At 42.4% G+C, this 21237-nt stretch carries 19 protein-coding genes; 8 read left to right on the top strand and 11 right to left on the bottom strand.

Annotated features, from left to right (window positions below):
* Positions 1–83 precede the first annotated feature (83 nt).
* The 3 genes from ACFSYC_RS00485 to uvrB form a co-directional block, all read right to left on the bottom strand.
* The gene (locus tag ACFSYC_RS00485) at positions 84–353 is read right to left on the bottom strand and encodes a hypothetical protein (protein WP_377122210.1); all 270 of its coding nucleotides are present in this window, start codon (positions 351–353) and stop codon (positions 84–86) included.
* Between the two features lie 7 nt (positions 354–360).
* Positions 361–621, bottom strand: a complete 261-nt coding sequence (locus ACFSYC_RS00480) for a DUF4834 family protein (RefSeq protein ID WP_377122207.1) — start codon at positions 619–621, stop codon at positions 361–363.
* Positions 622–877: 256 nt separating this feature from the next.
* Positions 878–2905, bottom strand: a complete 2028-nt coding sequence (uvrB, locus tag ACFSYC_RS00475; RefSeq protein ID WP_377122204.1) for an excinuclease ABC subunit UvrB — start codon at positions 2903–2905, stop codon at positions 878–880.
* Positions 2906–3183: 278 nt separating this feature from the next.
* Here uvrB and upp point away from each other — a divergent pair, with 278 nt between their 5' ends.
* The 7 genes from upp (at position 3184) to ACFSYC_RS00440 (ending at position 10517) form a co-directional block, all read left to right on the top strand.
* Positions 3184–3828 (top strand): uracil phosphoribosyltransferase, encoded by a 645-nt coding sequence (upp, locus tag ACFSYC_RS00470; protein ID WP_377122201.1) that lies wholly within the window; start codon positions 3184–3186, stop codon positions 3826–3828.
* Between the two features lie 74 nt (positions 3829–3902).
* Entirely contained in the window at positions 3903–4253 is a 351-nt protein-coding gene (locus tag ACFSYC_RS00465; RefSeq protein ID WP_377122198.1) for a hypothetical protein, read from the top strand.
* Between the two features lie 86 nt (positions 4254–4339).
* On the top strand, positions 4340–4702 hold the full coding sequence (locus ACFSYC_RS00460) for a hypothetical protein (protein ID WP_377122195.1): 363 nt from the start codon (positions 4340–4342) through the stop codon (positions 4700–4702).
* A 139-nt stretch (positions 4703–4841) separates the two neighbouring features.
* On the top strand, positions 4842–7124 hold the full coding sequence (locus ACFSYC_RS00455) for a M60 family metallopeptidase (RefSeq protein WP_377122192.1): 2283 nt from the start codon (positions 4842–4844) through the stop codon (positions 7122–7124).
* Between the two features lie 37 nt (positions 7125–7161).
* Positions 7162–7896 carry a YjjG family noncanonical pyrimidine nucleotidase gene (locus ACFSYC_RS00450; RefSeq protein ID WP_377122189.1) on the top strand — a complete coding sequence of 245 codons (735 nt, stop codon included), beginning with the start codon at positions 7162–7164 and terminating at the stop codon, positions 7894–7896.
* Positions 7897–8281: 385 nt separating this feature from the next.
* Positions 8282–9136: a UDP-2,3-diacylglucosamine diphosphatase gene (locus ACFSYC_RS00445; protein WP_377122186.1), complete on the top strand. Its 855-nt coding sequence runs from the start codon at positions 8282–8284 to the stop codon at positions 9134–9136.
* Positions 9137–9527: 391 nt separating this feature from the next.
* Entirely contained in the window at positions 9528–10517 is a 990-nt protein-coding gene (locus ACFSYC_RS00440; protein WP_377122183.1) for a glycosyltransferase family protein, read from the top strand.
* An 11-nt stretch (positions 10518–10528) separates the two neighbouring features.
* On the opposite strand, the gene ACFSYC_RS00435 is transcribed toward ACFSYC_RS00440, so the two are convergent.
* Complete coding sequence (locus tag ACFSYC_RS00435) at positions 10529–11296, bottom strand: segregation and condensation protein A (protein ID WP_377122180.1); 768 nt, start codon at positions 11294–11296, stop codon at positions 10529–10531.
* A 128-nt stretch (positions 11297–11424) separates the two neighbouring features.
* On the opposite strand from ACFSYC_RS00435, the gene dxs reads away from it, so the two are divergent.
* The gene (dxs, locus tag ACFSYC_RS00430; RefSeq protein ID WP_377122177.1) at positions 11425–13353 is read left to right on the top strand and encodes a 1-deoxy-D-xylulose-5-phosphate synthase; all 1929 of its coding nucleotides are present in this window, start codon (positions 11425–11427) and stop codon (positions 13351–13353) included.
* Between the two features lie 119 nt (positions 13354–13472).
* Here the strand turns inward: dxs and ACFSYC_RS00425 are convergent, their stop codons facing one another.
* The 7 genes from ACFSYC_RS00425 to lptC form a co-directional block, all read right to left on the bottom strand.
* The gene (locus ACFSYC_RS00425; RefSeq protein WP_377122174.1) at positions 13473–15092 is read right to left on the bottom strand and encodes a gliding motility protein RemB; all 1620 of its coding nucleotides are present in this window, start codon (positions 15090–15092) and stop codon (positions 13473–13475) included.
* 31 nt (positions 15093–15123) lie between these two features.
* Positions 15124–16260, bottom strand: a complete 1137-nt coding sequence (gene gmd, locus ACFSYC_RS00420; protein ID WP_377122171.1) for a GDP-mannose 4,6-dehydratase — start codon at positions 16258–16260, stop codon at positions 15124–15126.
* Between the two features lie 132 nt (positions 16261–16392).
* Positions 16393–16956: a DUF3109 family protein gene (locus tag ACFSYC_RS00415; RefSeq protein WP_377122168.1), complete on the bottom strand. Its 564-nt coding sequence runs from the start codon at positions 16954–16956 to the stop codon at positions 16393–16395.
* A 13-nt stretch (positions 16957–16969) separates the two neighbouring features.
* A complete protein-coding gene (locus ACFSYC_RS00410; protein ID WP_377122165.1) occupies positions 16970–17746 on the bottom strand; it encodes a DUF3108 domain-containing protein in 777 nt (258 codons plus the stop codon).
* Between the two features lie 84 nt (positions 17747–17830).
* The gene (locus ACFSYC_RS00405; protein ID WP_377122162.1) at positions 17831–18346 is read right to left on the bottom strand and encodes a DUF2480 family protein; all 516 of its coding nucleotides are present in this window, start codon (positions 18344–18346) and stop codon (positions 17831–17833) included.
* A 74-nt stretch (positions 18347–18420) separates the two neighbouring features.
* Positions 18421–20538, bottom strand: a complete 2118-nt coding sequence (locus ACFSYC_RS00400; RefSeq protein WP_377122159.1) for a peptidylprolyl isomerase — start codon at positions 20536–20538, stop codon at positions 18421–18423.
* 111 nt (positions 20539–20649) lie between these two features.
* Positions 20650–21234: an LPS export ABC transporter periplasmic protein LptC gene (gene lptC / locus ACFSYC_RS00395; RefSeq protein ID WP_377122156.1), complete on the bottom strand. Its 585-nt coding sequence runs from the start codon at positions 21232–21234 to the stop codon at positions 20650–20652.
* Positions 21235–21237: the final 3 nt, after the last annotated feature.

Here is a 21237-nt window from a genome sequence, read left to right as displayed (position 1 = left end):
TAAAGTGATTTAAATTGGATAAAAAATAATTCCCTCAAAAATAGAAAATTGCCCGACAATAGGAATTATATGTTTGAAACCTTTTAGTGGGTAACAAAAAAGAAGAAAAGCAACGCTACCAGGCTTAAAGCGTAAGCAATTATTACCTGTTTGGTAAACTCATGGATATGCCGGCGGATGGTGAAATAGTTGTATAGCGCGAGGCCAAAAACGGTGATATAAAAAAACCAGTTAAGCTTGCCGGTGAGCGAGAATAAAACACTGGAAACCACAAAGTTGGCAATAATAAGCAGCGCATACTTAGGGGTATTATTATGATTGCGCCTGCGATTGTATAGCTCCTCTGGTAACATAGTGAGGTTACTTTACTTCCTCGTAATCAACAAAATCGCCTTCGTTGTCTGGGATTTTGCCTTTTTGAGCTTGAGGCGCGTAGTCAACTTTTATACGCCCGGCAGGTGGCTGCTGGCGTTGTTGTTGGCTATTGTATTGAGCCTGAGCCTGTTGTTGTGCCTTGCTGATAACGCTTTGAAATAACATAGGCAATAACCAACGAAAAACCGCCCTTATAAGCCAAAGTATTGATATAGAGATTAATAGAAATTTAAGTAATGCTGACATTCTTTAATTTGTTTACTAAGCGTACAAATATAAATATTATAACGGCAAAAGTGTTTGCTTATGATTTTGCGATTATTTGTTTATAGACGAACGAAAGGGCCGCTTTGTTACTTCAGAATTGTAGCGGTATTGTCAATATCACTTAGCCCGACCTTGTCATTGAAGCATAGCGAGAAATTTTATCCGCTTGCAGGTCGCACGTGTAAGTTTTCTCACGCGTCCCCGTATCGAAATGAGAACCAGGAATGCATTAGAGTTACCCAAATTTCTCTTCCATCATTTTCTCTAAAGCAAACATTTCATCGCGCAGTTTGGCAGCCAGCAAAAAGTTCATATCCTTGGCAGCAGCAAGCATGTCTTTTTTGGTGTTGTCTATAGATTTTTTAAGATCAGGTTTTGACATGTATTGAACAATGGGGTCGGCAGCCATGCTGATAACATCTTGTTCTACATATGCTTTTTGTACACCACCGGCAAAATCCATTACGGATGTTTGCTCAATGATCTCCGCCCGGGTTTTACCAACCGTTAATGGGGTAATGCCATGCTCTGCGTTATAGGCCATCTGCAATTCGCGCCTGCGGGTAGTTTCGCTCATGGTTATCGCCATCGAGTCGGTTATCTTATCGGCATACATAATTACCCGCCCGCGGTCGTTACGCGCGGCCCGCCCTATAGTTTGTATCAGCGAACGTTCACTGCGTAGAAAGCCTTCTTTGTCAGCATCTAAAATTGCCACTAATGACACTTCGGGCAAATCCAACCCCTCACGCAATAGGTTGATCCCTATCAGCACGTCAAACACACCCAAACGCAGGTCTCGCAAAATTTCAACCCGTTGCAAAGTTTTAACTTCCGAGTGGATATAGCGGCATTTAATACCCAGGCGGTCCATGTATTTGGCCAACTCTTCAGACATGCGTTTGGTTAGTGTAGTCACCAACACGCGGTCGCCTTGCTTAACTATTTTATCAACCTCGTCTAACAAGTCATCCACCTGGTTTATTACCGGTCTAACTTCTATAATCGGGTCAAGCAAGCCGGTAGGGCGTATTACCTGCTCAACAACTACACCGCCTGACTTTTCGAGTTCAAAATCTGCAGGGGTAGCGCTAACATATACGGTTTGCGGTGCCAAACGTTCAAACTCCTGGAAGTTAAGCGGGCGGTTATCCATCGCGGCAGGCAAACGGAAACCATAGTCAACCAACGAGATCTTTCGCGAGCGGTCACCACCGTACATAGCGCGAATCTGCGGCACAGTAACGTGGCTCTCGTCAATCACCATCAGGTAATCATCCGGGAAATAATCTAACAGGCAGAAGGGCCTTGCACCCGGCGCGCGCCCATCAAAAAAGCGCGAATAATTTTCAATACCGGAGCAGTAGCCCAGTTCGCGAATCATTTCCAGATCGTAATTAACCCTTTCTTCCAATCGCTTAGCTTCTAAAAAGCGGCCGTCGTTAATAAACTGCTTTTTGCGTGTTTCCAGCTCTTCCTGTATGGCCCAAATAGATTGTGTAAAGCGTTCGCGTGGGGCAACGTACAGGTTGGCCGGGTAAAGCACCATGTGCGTCATTTTCTCCACGGTTTTGCCGGTGCCAATGTCAAAGGTACTTAGCTCTTCAATGTCATCCCCAAAAAAAGAAATGCGGTAGGCGAAGTCCATGTAAGCCGGGAAAATATCAACTGTATCACCCTTAACCCGGAACGTGCCGCGTTTAAAATCGGCCGTGGTGCGCGAGTACAATATTTCTACCAAACGGTGTAAAAAAGCATTGCGGCTTATGCGTGTGCCCACCGCGAATTTGAATACCGAGTTGGCAAAATCCTCCGGGTTACCCATGCCATAAATGCAGGATATAGACGATACCACAATAACATCTCTGCGCCCGCTCATTAAAGCCGAGGTAGTACGCAAGCGTAGTTTTTCAATTTCCTCGTTTATCTGCAGGTCCTTTTCTATATAGGTATTTGTTGTTGGGATAAAAGCTTCGGGCTGATAATAATCGTAATAAGAAACAAAGTAGTTTACCGAGTTTTCCGGAAAAAATTGTTTGAACTCGCCGTAGAGCTGTGCCGCCAGCGTTTTATTATGACTCAATATAAGCGTAGGCTTTTGCGTTTGCTGTATCATGTTAGCAACAGTAAACGTTTTACCAGAACCGGTAACACCTAGCAGGGTTTGATAGTTGTCGCCGTTGTTTACACCTTCTACAAGTTGGCGGATGGCTTCTGGCTGGTCGCCGGTAGGTTTATATTGCGATGTTAATTTAAAATCCATTGATAATGTAAAGTTACGCTTTTAATGATTAAACATAATTAATGAGCAACCGGGTAATAACGTGTTACGTAATTGGTATAGCATTTTAATAAACGTTTGTGACACTGTAATGTTCAGTACTACGGGCAAAGAAACAATGGAGTATTGACAGCATTATGTCAGTAGCGGTAAGAATTATTTTAGATTGTTTATTTATATATTTAAGATTAGTTTTAATGACCAATATATAATAGCCGTTACCCCCAATTTATGATAGCTAATTTTTAAACCCCTGCATTATGCTTTTTGTACTTAACCAGATCAATACCGTTGCCAATACTTTTTTGGCCGAAATGCGCGATGTTAATGTGCAACAGGATAAACAGCGGTTTAGGCAAAATCAGGAAAAGTTGGGGAGCATATTGTCGTATGAAATTAGTAAGACTTTAAAATATACCGCCAGCGAAATACAAACCCCACTGGGCACCTGCACGTTAAATTTAGCCGATGAACAGCCGGTAATAGGCACCATATTACGAGCAGGCTTGCCTTTTCATCAGGGCTTCATTAATTTTTTTGATCAGTCTGACAGTGCTTTTATCACCGCTTGCCGCAAAGTAAAACGGTCCGGGGCTTTTACTATCCGGATAGATCATATATCAACCCCAAACCTTGACGGCCGCATATTGATTTTGTGTGATACCATGCTGGCTACGGGCCAAAGCGTTGTTGATGTTTGTAAAGAATTAATCGCCACCTACAAAATTGCCGACCTGCACATTGCCGCAATAATTGCCAGCACCGAGGGCATACAACACGTAAAAGCCAACCTGCCCAAAGCTAAAATTTGGGTTTGCGCGGTAGATGAGGAGATGACCAGCAAATCGTACATTGTTCCCGGTTTGGGCGACGCAGGGGATTTGGCTTTTGGGGAGAAGGTGTAGCTTGCCGTATCAGGTATCAAACTTATTACCCAACAATTACGTCGGTGGCTAGTTACTTCATCATACCTGCTGCTATGAAAACACTACTTGCCTTTATAACTTCTTTTTTGTTATTGACCACCCCAGCCGTTTTACTTGCAGACCAGTTACCTAAGGTGGCTTATTTTAATATTCCTAAAGGGCGCAGTATCCTCTCACAAACAGCCATCAGTAAACTGGGCAATGCTAAGGGTGTGGTGGCGATTAACTTTGTGATTGGTAAACAAGGTAAAGTACTATCAGCTAAGGTTGATAATGCCAACACCAGCGTAAAAGATAAAACCTTTGTAAGCAAGGTTGTAAAGGCCGTATTGGCTACCAGGTTTAACACCTATTGGGCCGGCCCCGAGACGCAAAACGGCAGCCTTGCTTACGTGTTTAATTAACAGCTGTAGTTCAGGTATTTTAAATTAGCGCTTCGATAAACAATAGTGTTGATAATGAGTTGTGTAGATATAAAATTCACAGCAATATGAAAAAGCCGATCATAACATTATTTACCGCCTTAATGCTGGCGTGCGCTGTAAACTCATTTGCCGACGATGGCGATAAGCTGGCAAACAAATTAACTTCGGTTAGTATCCCTGCGGGTCGCGGTATAGCCATGCAGGCCGCCATTAACAACATAGGCCATGCGAAAGGTACAGTTGCTGTTGATGTAGTGATGGACCGCAAAGGCAACGTACTGGTGGCAATTGCCAACCCTAAACGCAGCACCGTAAGAGACAAAGTAATTATCAGCAAGCTTGAAGCCGCGGTGTTGGCCATGAAATTTGACAAGAACAAAAAAGCGCCTGCTAAGCAAGCTGGCACCCTGACTTATACTTTCAAATAGCACTTATAATCGGGACGGGTTTAAAACCTATCCCGATTTTCATTCGCCTGCCGACTGTTAAAAATAGTTAAACTCCTTTTCGGGACATTTTTAGTTAAGGTTTATTTACGTTCTTAGTAAAATCAAACTTTTACCTTGAATGATTAGCCCACCCTCCCGTTTTTTGTATGTCACCCTGCTGGTATTGTTGAGTTTTGCCGCTACTGCGCAAAATACAAAACAAATTTTGCTCAAAGGGGTAGATAGCTTGCCTATGCCACCAACACCGCAAGGCAGTTCTTTCTTTGTCACGGTTGATGAGCAGCCGGAGATCATTGCCATGCTGCGCTCTGATTTCGCAGGCGAAATTTTTAGGGCAAACGCTATAGTAACGTCCCGTTTGGGTAAGGGCAAGGTGGTGTTGTTCGGTGCGTCAGCATATTTTAAGGCGATGATGCTTGAAGATAAAAACGTAGCGCGACTGCTTAAAAACATCATTGACTGGGCCAGTCCCGGCTCCAAAACACGAAGCATTGCAGTGGTAAAAGGTATCGATCCCGGCTTTACAGACTTCCTGAAAAAGCAGCATGCTAATGTCTACACCACCACAAATTTAATCCTCAAAAAAAATACTGACCTCTTATTTTTAAATACTGATGTTGCGGATAATGAAAGCATTAATCAAATAGAAGCGTTTGTTTCTGCGGGTGGAACGCTAATGTTCGCTTCGCCATTTTCAGACTTATATATCAACCGTGATACGACAAAAAATCTGAGCACGTTTGAGTTGGGCATGAACAAGTTACTGGCAAAGGCCGGCTTGGTTAACCCCAACGCTATCATCGTCCAATCGCCAGGCTATGAAAGGTTGATGACGGATACCGTTCCTGGTCATTTACATATAACCACCCTGTTACCCCTGCTGCAAAGCGAAACTAAATTCAGCGAAAGCGCGGATTTCTTTGTGACATTGGCGCTGGATCAGATTTTTAAGTACAAAGACAGCACATCGGCTATCATCAAAAAGATCAAACAAACACTTAAGATACCGGCAGTATTAACGGTACCGTCGCCTGACGCGCCCGTTTTAAACAACACACCGGCTTTAAAAGCGGCCAACAAGGCCGCTTATTGGCTTTACCAACATCAGCAGAAATTTAAAGAACATCCAGAAGCTAAAGCCATTGGCTATAAAGTCTTCCCCGGTGATGTACAGGAGGGTGCTAGCCGGGTAACACAAATGCTTACCATCCCGGTAAAAGTAGGTACCCAGGGCTTAAGCGATCCGTCTTCGGTTTATCACCGGTCGCATACCACCGGTTTGTATGTACCTGCAGGCGAGAAGGTAACTATTACCTTAAGCGATGCTGATTCAATGCAAGGTCTTAAAGCCCAGATAGGTGTACATTTTGACGACTTAACCAGCCTGGATGAGTTTAAACGTATCCCGCTGGATTTGGTAACTGTGTTCAATCTGGACAAAAAAGAAGTGGAAGTTTACTCGCCGTACGGTGGTTTGCTACTCATTAATATACCCGACACTACCAAGCTTAAAGCCGTTAAAGTAAACGTTAAAGGTGCGGTTAAGGCACCGTATTTTAAGTTAGGAGAGACAAGCGAGGAGCAGTGGAACACAACCATCCGCAACTATCCCGCGCCATGGGCTGAACTGGCTACAGATAATATTGTGCTTACGGTGCCATCATACCGTATCCGTAACTTAAGCAACCCGGTTAAGCTAATGCAATTTTGGGACGAGGTTATGAATGCCGATGCTGACTTGGCCGTCATCGACCGAAAGCGCGTGCACCAGGAACGCATCATTGTAGATAGCGATGTAGCTTACGGGTATATGTTTACCAGTATTGACCGTATCGTAGTACCGGACGATCAAAGCTGCGAATGGATGTTGGACGAGGCTTTTATCCGCTCGCATGGTTCATGGGGTACTTTTCATGAGTTGGGGCACAGGCATCAGTTTCCGCAATTTGGCTTTAGCGGTACGGGGGAGGTCACTGTCAACCTGTATACAATGTACGTATATGACCAAGTGCTGCATAAGGGCATGTATAACCACGAGGGCATGGAAACTAAGGAGCTGATGGTGAAAGCCATTAAAAGTTATCTGGATCACGATCCTACCTTTGAGAAATGGGGCAATGATCCGTTCCTGGCATTAAGTATGTATACCCAGATCATCAACGCTTTTAGTTGGGATGCTATTAAGGCCGCGCACACCAGTTATCGCCAACTGCCTAAAGATCAATATCCCAAAACGGATCAAGAGAAAATTGACCTGTGGTTTAAGTTAATATGCAAAGCTACAAACAGCAACCTCGCTCGCTTTTTTGAAGTTTGGAAAGTACCCTTAAGTGAGGTAGCTAAAGACGCAGCGATAGGCTACAAGGTTTGGTTTCCGGAGGAGTTGGCAGGGTATAAATGATTTCGAATTTGCTTTGAGATAGGTTAATTTTGTTGTGATGAAAAATGTATCCGAAGTCGAAAATCCAAAGTCCAACATAAAACAATACCAACACATTTTCTTCGACCTTGATCATACTATTTGGGATTTTGACAAAAATGCCGAGGAAACCTTGCATGAGCTTTATGCTATCCATAAGCTGAGCGATATCGGCTTGAGTTCTGCGGACGTTTTCATCGAAACGTACACGCAAAATAACCATCGCCTGTGGCGTGAGTATCATATAGGTAACATCACCAAAGAGGCATTGCGCGAGGCGCGCTTTAAGCAGACGTTTCTAGATCTGGGTGTACATCCGGATGTAATACCTGTTGGATTTGAGGATGCTTACGTACAGCTATGCCCAACCAAAACAAACCTGTTCCCCAACACGCACGAGACGCTGGCTTACCTGCAATCAAAATATACACTGCATTTAATAACCAACGGTTTTAAAGAGTCGCAGGATATTAAAATCAGCGGTACAGACATCGGCAAGTATTTTACCCATGTCATCATATCCGAATTGGTGGGTGCTAATAAACCTGATCCGGCCATTTTTGAGCATGCCGTTAATATTGCCGGCACTACAAAATATCAAAGCTTAATGATAGGCGACAGCCTTGAGGCCGATGTATTAGGCGCGCTTAATTTTGGTATGGACGCCATTTATTTTAACCCCTTTAAAGCGGAAAAACCCGATGAGGTAAAAATGCAGATCAGTGATCTGAAAGAGTTAACTTTACTTTTATAAGCTAATTTATGTGAAATGTCGCCTGCGGTTTTGATATTGAGGAAGCCTCATGCCTAAGATAAGTTTAGCGCCACTTTTTAAACATATTAAAACAAGTTGTGCGTTTAAAAATAAAAGTGCCTGATAATGAAACCTTTTACATTTAATGCAGTCTTAACGTTAAAATAATAAACGTTACCCACCTTTGTAAAAACATTATCATGCAGTTTGAATGCGCATATATGGTTGTCATAATTTTGCTGCTCTTAGTAGCCGCATTTTATTTAAGCCCATATGAACTTACAGTTAATGAAGAGGAAAGCGAAGACTAATCGTTTTCTATATACTTCGCCTCAAATGTTAGCCGGTAACACTGCCGGAGGTACTTTCATCCCCCTAAATTTTCATGGCCAAACGCGAAGTTGATATTGTAATTATCTCTGATGTGCACTTAGGTACCTATGGTTGCCATGCTAAAGAGTTGCTTAAATATCTTAAAAGCGTCAAGCCCAAGATGTTGATCTTGAACGGCGATATTATTGATATTTGGCAGTTTAGCAAAAGCTACTGGCCAGACTCGCACATGAAAGTAGTGCGCCGCATTATGAAGTTTATTACGGATGGTGTCCCGGTACATTACCTAACCGGCAACCATGATGAGATGCTACGCAAATTTGCAGATTTTGATCTGGGGTCGTTCAAGCTGTCTAATAAAATTGTGCTAAACATCGATGGCAAAAAGGCATGGATCTTTCATGGCGATGTGTTTGATGTTACCATGCAGCATTCAAAATGGCTGGCAAAATTGGGCGCGGTAGGTTATGATTCATTGATTATATTAAACAGTATAACTAACTGGCTTTTAACCGCTATGGGGCGCCAAAAAATGAGTTTCTCGCAAAAAATAAAGGCTAAGTTTAAAGATGCTGTTAAGTTTATAAACCAGTTTGAGCAAACCGCAGCAGATTTGGCCGTGGCAAAAGATTATCAATACGTAATATGCGGCCATATACACCAGGCCGAAATCAAAGAAATTACCTCTACCGACGCCCCAGGCAAGGTGTTATACCTAAATAGCGGCGACTGGGTGGAGAGCCTGACTGCGCTTGAATATCATGCGGGTAATTGGGATATTTTTAAATATCGCCCTGAAGATTTTGCAAAAGAAAATGAAGATGATGATCAAACTGATACCGAGGATCTTGATGCAAAACTTGACGTTAATATTTTACTGCAAAGGTTTAGGCAGGAGCTTTCTTAGTTAATTTTTTTCGGGTTAGTTTGAGTATTAGCTATTATCTATTCTGGTGGGATAAGTCGCTTTGATAGCGACCACTATTTCAACATTTGCAAAAGGAAATCCATCGGCATCAAAGCCAGGTTTTAGCGTAATGGCTGTAGGCTCTTCAACATACCAATAACAAGGATGACTTAAGCTTAATTGGCAGCATGTAGAAGGGTTATAATATCAATATAATAGCATTATGAATGTTAATTATGCTATGGATTTTGAAAGTCGTGCTAATAACAACATTAACCAGGGCAAAACCAAAAACCCCAGCTCCGATCTGGCTTAAGGATATTCATTTTAATTTCAAGCAGATAAACAAAAATGTATTGCAAATAATATCTTTGTCAGGACACCACAACTGATGAAGATATTATATGCCATACAAGGGACCGGTAACGGCCATATCAGCCGCGCCCGCGAGATAGTGCCGCTATTGCAGCAGTACGGCGATCTGGATTTGTTGGTTAGCGGCACCGAAGCCGAAGTGTCTTTAGCGCAGCCCCTAAAATATCAATTTCACGGTTTTAGCTTTGTGTTTGGTTCAAATGGCGGCGTTGACAAATGGGCCACGGCGAAACTGATGAACCTGCCGCAAATGTGGCGCGACATGCGTAGCCTGCCGTTAAGGGATTATGATCTGATTATCAATGATTTTGAACCTGTTAGCGCCTGGGCTTGCAAAACACAACGTGTTCCGTCCGTCTCTTTAAGTCACCAATGTTCCTTTCTATCGCCCAACACACCGAGGCCTAAAACGGGTTTGTTCAATTACGGGTCGTTGATATTGAATAACTATTCGCCAACTACGCATCGTATAGGGTTCCATTTTGAGCGATATGATGACTTTATACATACACCGGTTATCCGTAGCGAAATACGGAGCCTGCAAACCAGTAATCTTGGACATTATACGGTTTACCTGCCCGCATATGATGATAAAAAGCTAACCGAGCTACTAAAACAAACCGATGTACATTGGCATGTTTTTTCTAAACGCCAAAAAGTAGCTTACACAGATGGCAACGTGCAGGTTATCCCGGTAAATAACGAGGGTTTTAATGTTAGCCTGGCTAGCTGTGACGGATTGCTCACCGGTGGTGGTTTTGAAGGACCCGCTGAAGCGCTTTTCTTACAAAAAAAGGTAATGATGATACCTATGGTGGGCCAATATGAACAACAAGCTAACGCTCTTGCAGCCTCTAAACTTGGCGTGCCGGTTGTAAAGGCCATAGATACCAGCTTTGTAAAACGCCTTAACGCCTGGATAAAGAGTGATGACCGGGTATGGGTTAGTTTTGCCGATGAAACAGCTGAAATAGTTGATGGGATGGTGAAAAAATATGCGAGATAAGTCATTCTTACTTAAGCTCTGATCAACTTATTGATTCTCCCTTTCGCCGATATCCAAAAATTATTATAGCCCAGGCCAATTTGGATATCTATCAATTCCTGTTGCAGCATCTCTAACACGGCTAAAAAGTTGTATACAAAATGTACCCTGTTTTCTGATTCGTTGGCGATGGCTTTAAAGTCCATCATTTTATTAATGCGTAGCAGGTCGTCAATAGCTTTCTTTTGTTTTTCGATAGTGTAGGGGTATTGCGTTACGGTATGTGTAACCTGCTCGCTGCGGGTGTTGTAGCTGCGCATCATGCGGCTATACACCATCATCAGGCGGTATAGGCTTAATTCCGATAATTCTTCACCCGGGGTGGTCACGCGTACGGCCTGCTCAATGTCTATTTTAATGTTTCCGCGGCGTTCTTGCTTAAAGCGTTCGTCTTCCATGGGGCGCAGCTCTTCGCATGTCTGCTTAAACTTTTTGTATTCAAGCAGTTTGCGTATCAGCTCTTCGCGGGTGTCTATCTCGTTGCCGGCTTCGTCCGCGTCATGGCGTGGCAGCAGCATTTTAGCCTTGATCCTCATCAGCGTAGCGGCAACAAAAATAAATTCGCTGGCTATTTCTATGTTAAGGCCAGCCATCTGATGAAGGTAGTTCAAAAAATCATCGGCAATGCGCGCTATAGAAATGTCCTGAATTTCAAGCTCATCCCTTTCAATAAAGAAAAGCAAAAGATCGAACGGACCTTCAAATTGGGGAAGTTTAATTTCAAAAGCTTCTTGCTCCATATCTAACGGTAAAAAATACCCTATTGCATTACATATAAAAATGCAATATCATGTAATTATGCTAAAATGTCCTTAAATTATAAATTAAACTTAGTTAACTTTGTATTTATAATACGCGTACAGGATCAATGCAGGTAAAAGCCGGTGATTTATTAGAAAATATTAACTATCCATCTGATTTAAAGAAGCTTAGTGAAAACGAACTTGAACAGGTTTGCCAGGAACTGCGTCAATACATTATTGATGTCGTATCAGTAAACGGCGGGCACTTTGCCGCCAGCCTTGGTGTTGTTGAGCTTACCGTTGCCCTGCATTACATTTTAAACACTCCGTACGATCAATTAGTATGGGATGTTGGCCATCAGGCATACGGACATAAGATACTAACCGGGCGCCGCGATATGTTTGATACCAACCGTTTATATGGTGGTATCAGTGGCTTTCCAAAACGTTCAGAAAGCGAGTACGATACCTTTGGTGTAGGCCACTCGTCAACCTCTATTTCCGCAGCTTTGGGTATGGCTGTTGCATCGCAATATAAAGGCGAAATCGACAGGCAGCACGTAGCTGTTATTGGCGACGGATCAATGACCGCCGGTATGGCATTTGAGGCGCTTAACCATGCCGGTATCGAAAACTCAAACCTACTGGTTATCCTCAACGACAACAATATGGCTATTGATCCTAATGTTGGCGCGCTGAAAGATTACCTTACATCTATTACGACATCAAAGCCCTATAATCGTTTCAGGGACGATATCGCCACCGTGCTGGCAAAAATATCAGCCATTGGCCCCGACGCGTATAATATGGCCTTGAAAATAGAGAAAAGCATAAAAGGGACATTGCTCAAACGAAGTAATTTTTTTGAAGCCCTTAAGTTTAGATATTTTGGCCCGATAGACGGGCACGACGTTAAGAACCTGGTTAAGGTATTAAACGATTTACGCGATATACCCGGACCGAAGCTTTTGCATTGCATTACCGTTAAAGGCAAAGGTTATGCGCTGGCTGAAAAAGATCAAACTAAGTGGCACGCTCCAGGGCTGTTTGATAAGATAACCGGCGAGATTAAGAAGGCTACTTACGAAAAACCGCAGCCGCCTAAATACCAGGATGTATTTGGCCATTCTATCATAGAGCTTGCTGAAGCTAACTCAAAAATAATGGGCATAACGCCCGCGATGCCGTCGGGTTGCTCGCTAAATTTGATGATGAAGGTTATGCCTAACCGCGCTTTTGATGTGGGTATTGCAGAGCAGCATGCCGTGACGTTTTCGGCTGGTTTAGCTACGCAAGGTTTAGTGCCATTCTGTAACATTTACTCCAGCTTTATGCAGCGCGCTTATGACCAGGTGATCCACGACGTGGCCATACAAAAGCTTAATGTAGTGTTTTGCCTTGACCGTGCCGGTATTGCAGGCGCGGACGGCCCGACCCATCATGGTGCATATGATTTGGCTTATATGCGCTGTATACCCAACATGACGGTATCTGCCCCAATGAACGAAGAAGAGCTGCGTAACCTTATGTATACTGCACAGTTGGATAACATGGGCCCTTTTGTGATCCGGTATCCCCGTGGCAATGGAGTGATGGTTGACTGGCAGCGTCCGTTTAAAGCTATTCAGGTAGGCAAGGGACGTAAGATATGTGACGGGGAGGAAATTGCCCTATTAACTATTGGCCATATCGGCAACGAAGCCGTTAAGGCCACTGCGGCTTTAAACGCTGAAGGTTATTACCCTGCACATTACGATATACGTTTTGTAAAGCCGCTGGATGAAGCATTATTACATGAAGTATTTAAAAAATTTGATAAAGTAGTTACGGTTGAAGACGGTTGTATAGAAGGTGGTATGGGTAGCGCCATATTAGAGTTTATGGCAGATAATAATTACAAATCTCAGGTAGTCCGTTTGGGCATACCTGACAGCTACATTGAACACGGCGATCAGCCGGAGCTTTGGGCCGAGTGCGGGTATGATGCCAACGGCATTGCCGCCAAGGTAAAAAAGTTAGCTATAAAGCCTGCTGCGCATACCATAGCTAGTTAATAAATCAGTAATTGAATTCTACAGCTATTATAAAGGCGATGAACATTTACATTCATCGCCTTTGTTTTATTCGGACCTTAGCTAATCAACTCCTGCTCCTCCCACACTAATCTTATCAATTACCGCCTTCTGTAGCTTGCAAGATCATTATAAATAGTACGGAACGAGCTGCGGATACCGAACTGAATTAACATCGTCTTATCTGTAAATTGCGCATTTTTTTCCTGGCGATATAGGCCACCAAGTTCTACCCTTAAATTGTATTTAGGGTTTAACAAGTAAGCTACTTTAAATTCGCCAAAAGTCATATCTGTGGTTAAGCCCTGCCCTATGTAATTAGCGTAAAGTTTAGCTGTTTGAGTATAGGGTATAAAAATATCCTTGCCAAAATATTGGTTAGTTAAGTCAAGTCCATAATGCCCATAATTTAACTGCCCGCTAAAATCAAAACGTTTGTAGCTGTAGTTCAACATGGCCACCACTTCTTTAAAGTTAGCTCCAAACGGGTGTGCCAAAGGCTCGCCATTGTGTGTATAGTTGGTTATGTAAGTAGTTTCGCTATAGGTGAAAGGCAAGGCCCCATTATATTCAACCAAATAATTAAGCGATTTTATATTAAGGAGGTTAGCCCCCTTTAAACCAATCTGCCAAGCGTATTTGTTTTTTATGCTGCCATCGCCGGCAAAAAAGTCCTGTGCCCTAAATTCATCCAAATAAAACTGGCCGTAAGCTGTTACGCCATTGGTGATTTTGTATTTGGCATTAACGCCAATCATTGCATTGTCGGGCGAACCGTTGCCCGCCTCTATCGGTCTCAAAAAAATGATGGGATTGGCGTAAGCGACGTCAAAACCTCGTTTCCCACCACTTACAGAGTCTCTGTCTGCCCAAATAACTGCATCAAAGAAACCCACAGACAATCGTTTGTTTACGTTCCAGTCCAGATAATGGAAAACGCCCCATTTACGTTTATAGCCGTTAGTGTATTGAAAAGCAGGTCTGGCAGGGTCCGTCATGTGCGACCACATCGCCATATATTTTACGTTGCCTAAGGTGCCGGTTAATTTCAGAAAAGGGTAAGTTGAAGCAAAGTCTGATAACAATAAAGACCGGTAACCATCGCCAATAAAATTTCTGTCCTGACCTAACTCTACATTTAAATACTTTACCGGTGTAAATGAAATTATAGCCGTAACATCAGACCAATCTTTAGTGTTTTTACCAAAACTTCTGTCGTATGCCTGGCCTGGTACAATACCTACCTGGTTTATGTAATTGGTCATGTAATCGGCAAAAACGGCCTGGTTTTCCCAACCGCTAGAGAAGAAGTAGAAGTTTTTGCCAATGGTACCCCCTAACTGATACCCACGGCTATTTAACCAAGTGCTTTTTTTACCAGATAAGTCGCGGCCAATGTTTACATCTCCAACAATGTCTGCAAAAAATGTATAGTCCGACTGTTTTATTTCAAGTAAATGCTCGTTAAAAAGCTTACGGTGTGCCCAACTGCGTTTTTTTGTACTGTCGGTGCCATAGTTCATCAAAGAGTCGTAACGATGGCGCAATGCATTGTCAATAACAAAAGGCCTAAGCGAAGTGTGGATACTGGTTTGAGTAGAATATAGATCCTCGTTAAACTTCTGATAGAACTGATATGAATAAGGTTGGTATTGCGCTTGCGCCATACCAACCTTAACAAATATTAAAAGCAATATTGCACTGCTTAGTATTTTTTTCATGCGGGATAATGATTATCCTACAAACATACACTTATTCAAAATAGTTCATGATCTTAAATCCACCTTTTTTAAGGTAGTCATCCTTTTTTACCATCAATAAGTCAGACTCCATCATGTCTTTAACCAATGCCGGTAAGTCATATTTAGGTTTCCAACCTAATTGGGTATTCGCTTTAGTTGGGTCGCCAATTAACAGTTCTACCTCGGTAGGACGGAAATATTTTGAGTCAACTTTAACAACAGTTTGGCCTAATTTAACGGTATCCGGATCCAGACCCAAAGTAGCAGCTTTTTCTTTGTTGATATTAATTACAACGCCTTTTTCGTTTTCGTCTTTCCCGCTAAACTCAACTTCTATACCAACCTCGTCAAATGCCATTTTTATAAAGTCTCTTACCGTAGTAGTAACACCGGTAGCAATAACGTAATCTTCGGCAACGTCCTGTTGTAGCATTAACCACATAGCTTCTACGTAGTCTTTTGCATGGCCCCAGTCGCGGCGTGCAGATAGGTTCCCAACGTAAAGCGTGCCTTGCAATCCTAATGCTATTTTAGAAGCAGCACGGGTGATTTTACGTGTTACGAAAGTTTCGCCACGTACAGGGCTCTCGTGGTTAAATAAAATACCGTTACAAGCATACATATCGTAAGCTTCTCGATAGTTAACAATGATCCAATATCCGTACAATTTAGCTACCGCATAGGGCGAACGTGGGTAAAACGGGGTAGTTTCGCTTTGCGGAACTGCCTGTACCAGACCGTAAAGCTCAGAGGTTGACGCTTGGTAAACACGGGTTTTTTGGGTTAAGCCTAATAAACGTACAGCTTCTAAAATACGTAGCGTACCTATACCGTCTGCGTTAGCAGTATATTCGGGGGTTTCAAAACTAACCTGTACGTGCGACATCGCACCCAGGTTATAAATTTCATCAGGCTGGATTTCTTGTACAAGCCTGATCAAATTGGTCGAATCTGTCAAATCGCCATAATGCAGCTTAAACTTAACGTTAGGCTCATGTGGATCATGGTACAGATGATCAATGCGGTCAGTATTAAATAAAGAAATTCTTCTTTTAATACCATGTACGAAATACCCTTTTTTTAACAAAAATTCAGCAAGATAAGCTCCATCTTGTCCGGTAATACCTGTGATTAACGCTACTTTCATGTATGTGTTTAGTAAGTAATATTTTCGAGATACAATATTATCCAAATTTTTTGTAAAAAGTTACATTAACCCGGATATGTTTTATACGCATTTATTACAAAAAAGATAGCTTATTTTTTGATTTAGAATAAATTAAATACCGGCAACGGTATCTTCTAACTCCTGGTACCATTGCTGGCCGTATTTGCGAATTAAAGGGCCTTTCAAAAACTCATGCACGTGTACCTTTAATTCGTTGCCAAAGCTGCAAGCCGGGCTGCAAATATTCCAACGATCGTAATGCAGTACATCAAACTCAGGGTAGGTTGTTATGCGGATAGGGTATAAGTGGCATGATATAGGTTTCTTCCAATCCACCGCACCTTCTTCGTAAGCTTTTTCAATGGCGCATTTGGTAATGCCGCCTTCCCAGGTAACGTAAGCGCATTCTTTGTTTACATCAACGCAAGGGGTGGTATAGTCACCTTCAAAATCGGTTACGTGGGTACCTACCTCCTCAATAGTCTTAATGCCCTTTTCGGTCATGTAAGGTTTTACTTTAGGATATATGTCTGCCAGTATTTGTAACTCATCATGATTAAGTGGCGCGCCCGAGTCGCCCTCTAAACAACATGCGCCTTTGCACTTGGTTAAGTTGCAAACAAAGTTCTCTTTAACTACATCCTCGTGTACTAAAACGCTACCAACCTCTATCATTTACTGTAAATCGTTAATTTATGGGGTTTAAAGGATATTTAAGACCTTTGGTCCCGGTAAGTTCCATGGTAACGCTGCCAACTACTAAGTCAACATTAGCCTTAACAGGTATGTGGTTACCGTCATCAGTGATCCACAAATATAGCTTACTGTTTTTCTTAAATATGCGGCCGGGTAAAATACTTGGGTTAAACTTATGGCAATTAAACTTGCCTAAGCCTATTTTAACCGATTCTTTACCCAGATAAGTCACATTCAATTTATAAATCCCGTCGTCTAAAAAATAGGGGATATCAAATTTATCGCCCACTTTTAACCTTGCAACATCAATACTGCGTGCAAAGTAGTAGGCTGATACAAAATCAAAAACCTTACCCTGCGATTGAAAAACACCCTTGTCGGCTGTGATCTTTCCTGTCTGATGGTCAAAGCTTACCTTGTCGGTGTGTTTCCAGCTACCTTCCTTGCGGTTTTCTGTGTATAAGTAAGGTCGCAGCGTTTCTCGATCTATGGTGCTTTCGTATTGATTGCGTACCTTGTAAAATACATCAAAAGCGCCGGCGGTATTGCCCTGTGCAGTTATATGATAAGTAGGCTTGCCATTTACTTTTTGACCATCCTCCACCTTTAACTCGCCCTCAGCGCCGGTAAAAAAGCCATATTTGAACTTGTAACTTAATTGTTCGTCTGCTTTAAAAACAGGCTCGGCTACTTCTTTTGCAACCTGGCCAAAAGCGGATGCTGCAAACAGTAACATGAACATTAAGAGTGTGCTATGATGATTTTTCATTTTATATCTTTTACAAAAGGCAATCACTAATTTACCGGCACTAAGGTTGACTTTTGTATTTTGATGATATAACCGGGCAATAGTTTAATCTTTACGTTTGTATATGGGTACGGTCGAGCATGGTTCGCCAAACATCAGGCTTTTTACTACCGGGGTAAGCTTTTTGCCCAGTTCAACATAGGCTGATACCGGTACATCAATGTCGCCGCAGCCTTTTATAACCAGGCGCTGGTCGCGGTATTGCTCTACATTAAGGTTAGCCAGGGCCTTTACGTATAAAACCGTTTCCAGCACATCGGCATCTCCAAATACAACTTCGTTGGCATAGGGAGCCATGCGGTTGGCCAGTAAAAGGTAAGCCCAGGCAGGTACAATAGCATCTGCAGAGCAGTAAATTGCAACGTTTTTACCCTGATATAAGGTGAAATCGTGGTCTTTTACAAATTCCCTGAAATCTTTCTCCCGCAGCATGAGGCCTTGAAAAAGATTATCTTTTATGTCATAAACTACCCTTTCGCCGGGTGTATAAAATTGGGCCGGATCTAAAGTTACCAACCCACTTTGGGCCACTTTATTTACAAAGGTTTCTTGTATGTCCATGTGCTCTTAAAATAAGAAATCCGGTATAGCTTTACTAAACGCTATACCGGATGCAAAATTACTTTAAATATTGGCTATAACATCTTAGCTCTGTTATCTTTTACATTAGCCTTATCTTTCAAGGCCTCAAACAACTGTGCATCGGCACGCTGAATAAGCGTTTGGGCTATTTGCTCTTTCTCTCTTACTGTGTTTGTAAGCGGAGCCGGGTTTACAAAGCTATCTGGTGATAACACATACACACCTTGCATGCCGGCAATTGGTTTAGATAATTTGTTTGGAGCCAGGCCAAATACGGTACCTACGGCTTTATATTCTGCAGATGAACCAGGAAGAACCGGGTTAGAAAATACAATGTTTTGTACTGGTGTAACGGGCACGCCGGCTTTTTGAGCAACTTGCTCAATAGACTTAGCACCGTTTAAAGCAGCGGTAAGTTTATCAGTTAACTGTTTAGATTTTACAAACTGAAGAACAGAAGGTTTGATTTGCTCTTTGATAACGTCAAGTGGCAAAATACCTTTAGGTTTAATAGATTTTACTTGAGCTACCACATATTGATCGCCTACAGTAAATACCTGGTCAGATACTGCATTTTTCTCTGCCTTAAATACCCATCTTACTAGTTCGCGGGCGTCGTTTAAGCCCGGTAGGCTTGATGCTGTACCGTTGATATCCTCGCCAGCCTGTAAAGGCAAACCTGATTTTTTAGCTTCAGCAGCAAAATTGTCTTTGTTGACATTAGCCAGGAAAGCTTGTGCTTTACCGTAAGCTGAAGATTGCGTTGTGCTGCTTGCAGACAAAGCTTTATCAACCACAGCAACTTTAACCACCTTTGATGAACCTATTTGATCCTGAATTTGAACCAGGTGAACACCAAACTGTGAAGTAACTACTTTAAGATCGCCTTTTTTGCCGTTAAATACAGCAGTTTCAAAAGCAGGAACCATTGCGCCGCGACCGAAAGTGCCTAAATCACCGCCTTTACTGCCTGATGCTTTGTCAACAGAGAAAATAGGGGCAAGGCTTTCAAAAGAACCTTTACCGCTTTCAATCAGTGCTTTTAACGAGTCGGCTCTGGCTAGTGCTTTTTCAATAGTACCGCCACTTTCTGTAGGGGTAACTAAAATGTGTCTGGCTTTAACCGAGTCGGGGCTCATGCGGGCTTCAACCAGCTTTGCAATTTTGTAGCTGCTACCTGCAAGGTAGGGGCCATATATAAACCCGGGAGCCTCGTTAAACATCATGCTATCAAGTTTAGGCTCTAATTCGCCTTTGCGTTGGTAAGCAAGTGGTGCTTTATTTTCTGAGTTGATCTGTACAAACAACGAATCGTTTGTGCTTGCTATAAAGCCAGGCAGTAGTTTAGTCATTTGAGCCTTAATAGCAGCCGTGTCAGTAGCTGATGGCGCCGCATTAAAAGCTACGTAAGAAATTGATCTCGATTCCTGAGCGTTTTTAAATTCGCCTTTGTGCTCGTCGTAATAAGCACTATAGTCTGCGTCTGTTAAAGTTATCTTGCTGTCAGGTATTGACGCGTAAGGCAATACCGCGTACTTAAAGTTAGCCAAACGGTTTTTGCTCTCGTAAGCATCTTTAGCCTCTAGCGAGTTAACATACAAGCCGTTGGTTACCAATACCATGTATTTCTCAGCTTTTTTACCGTTTATCAAATCAGCAATAAATGTTGTCCATTGCTTTTTCTGCGGATCGTCATCTCTTAATCCTTTAAGAGCGTTGATAGCGTTGCTTACAGATGCCGGATCAAACTTGCCGGTTTGCGGATCGGTAAATGCCTGTACAATTTGTGGGGCAGGGTTGCTGCCGCTTGTCATAGACTGTATCTCGTCTCCACCTACGGTAAGGCCTAGTTTTTCAACTTCTTTTTTAACGATGGCTTTAGTTACAAATTGGTTCCAGGTATTTTCTTGTACGTAGGTTGTAATTTGCGGGGTAACACGGCTTTGGCCCGATTGCTGTTTAAACTGACTTACATTTTGCTCAACAGCAGCGTTAAACTGATCGTAAGCGATCTTCTCGCCACCAACATTACCTAATTCATTATTATCATCTCTTAAAAAAGACCCACCGCTTTGTACCGCTTCTGTCGCAACAAAAGCAACAAGCGAAAGCCCTATCACACCTGCGACGATTTTACCCATACGGTCGCGCAAATAACCCATTACAGCCATAACTTATACTTGTATTTTAATTAATAGTTCTATTTATAATCCTAAAAAGAGGGCGCAAGATACAATTTTTAGTAAGACTTTATCGCACAATTTTTTAGGTCGGATAAATACCTAATGAGCGATGTCACTGAAGGCGCCGATATTGCCAAAGCCGGTAGCCTGCTCCCATTTTGGATCTTTAAAATCCTCGTCGCTTTTAAAGTTTATACTATACAAAACGTCCCCTTCTTTATTGGTCATTTGTACAGGCTTATTGGAGTATATGATCTTTTTAACCTGATCCCAAATCAACTCGTCAGATTTAAACGTTCTGCCTTTGGCATCGGTAGCCACAACGTTTTTATGAAACTCGAAGATTTTCTCGTTTTTACGTAATACGCCGGAATCGGCTACAATATTACCGTCTTCCCGGGCATATATGTCATAATGAATAACCTTAATACCGTCAGGCATTTTATAGTAAGGTTTGGCAGTTGTGTATTCAATCATTAGCGGCGAAATCACCCGTGCTTTAACAATTGCCGAGTCGCTGTAAATGATTTCGATCCCACGGGAAGTGTCAATAGGCTGAATAAGCTGCAGTGCGGATACCTGTTTAATCTTGTTCAGGTCATTTTCGCACGCTGTAAAAAACAGCATGCCAAAAAGCAATGCCGGCAAAATAAAACGCGATGCTTGTTTTGCCTGATAACGCATAGC

It is taken from the genome of Mucilaginibacter antarcticus (genome assembly GCF_042686155.1).
GTDB lineage: Bacteria > Bacteroidota > Bacteroidia > Sphingobacteriales > Sphingobacteriaceae > Mucilaginibacter > Mucilaginibacter antarcticus.
This window is presented reverse-complemented; position numbering and strand designations above follow the sequence as displayed.

Bases quoted from the DNA above. Each gene is read 5' to 3' on its own strand.
- ACFSYC_RS00455 (WP_377122192.1), top strand. From the start codon at position 4,842: ATGATTAGCCCACCCTCCCGTTTTTTGTATGTCACCCTGCTGGTATTG.
- gmd (WP_377122171.1), bottom strand. From the start codon at position 16,260: ATGAAAGTAGCGTTAATCACAGGTATTACCGGACAAGATGGAGCTTAT.
- uvrB (WP_377122204.1), bottom strand. From the start codon at position 2,905: ATGGATTTTAAATTAACATCGCAATATAAACCTACCGGCGACCAGCCA.
- ACFSYC_RS00465 (WP_377122198.1), top strand. From the start codon at position 3,903: ATGAAAACACTACTTGCCTTTATAACTTCTTTTTTGTTATTGACCACC.
- ACFSYC_RS00460 (WP_377122195.1), top strand. From the start codon at position 4,340: ATGAAAAAGCCGATCATAACATTATTTACCGCCTTAATGCTGGCGTGC.
- ACFSYC_RS00405 (WP_377122162.1), bottom strand. From the start codon at position 18,346: ATGGACATACAAGAAACCTTTGTAAATAAAGTGGCCCAAAGTGGGTTG.
- ACFSYC_RS00415 (WP_377122168.1), bottom strand. From the start codon at position 16,956: ATGATAGAGGTTGGTAGCGTTTTAGTACACGAGGATGTAGTTAAAGAG.
- ACFSYC_RS00450 (WP_377122189.1), top strand. From the start codon at position 7,162: ATGAAAAATGTATCCGAAGTCGAAAATCCAAAGTCCAACATAAAACAA.
- ACFSYC_RS00445 (WP_377122186.1), top strand. From the start codon at position 8,282: ATGGCCAAACGCGAAGTTGATATTGTAATTATCTCTGATGTGCACTTA.
- ACFSYC_RS00425 (WP_377122174.1), bottom strand. From the start codon at position 15,092: ATGAAAAAAATACTAAGCAGTGCAATATTGCTTTTAATATTTGTTAAG.
- ACFSYC_RS00480 (WP_377122207.1), bottom strand. From the start codon at position 621: ATGTCAGCATTACTTAAATTTCTATTAATCTCTATATCAATACTTTGG.
- upp (WP_377122201.1), top strand. From the start codon at position 3,184: ATGCTTTTTGTACTTAACCAGATCAATACCGTTGCCAATACTTTTTTG.
- ACFSYC_RS00485 (WP_377122210.1), bottom strand. From the start codon at position 353: ATGTTACCAGAGGAGCTATACAATCGCAGGCGCAATCATAATAATACC.
- dxs (WP_377122177.1), top strand. From the start codon at position 11,425: ATGCAGGTAAAAGCCGGTGATTTATTAGAAAATATTAACTATCCATCT.
- ACFSYC_RS00410 (WP_377122165.1), bottom strand. From the start codon at position 17,746: ATGAAAAATCATCATAGCACACTCTTAATGTTCATGTTACTGTTTGCA.
- ACFSYC_RS00400 (WP_377122159.1), bottom strand. From the start codon at position 20,538: ATGGCTGTAATGGGTTATTTGCGCGACCGTATGGGTAAAATCGTCGCA.
- ACFSYC_RS00435 (WP_377122180.1), bottom strand. From the start codon at position 11,296: ATGGAGCAAGAAGCTTTTGAAATTAAACTTCCCCAATTTGAAGGTCCG.
- ACFSYC_RS00440 (WP_377122183.1), top strand. From the start codon at position 9,528: ATGAAGATATTATATGCCATACAAGGGACCGGTAACGGCCATATCAGC.
- lptC (WP_377122156.1), bottom strand. From the start codon at position 21,234: ATGCGTTATCAGGCAAAACAAGCATCGCGTTTTATTTTGCCGGCATTG.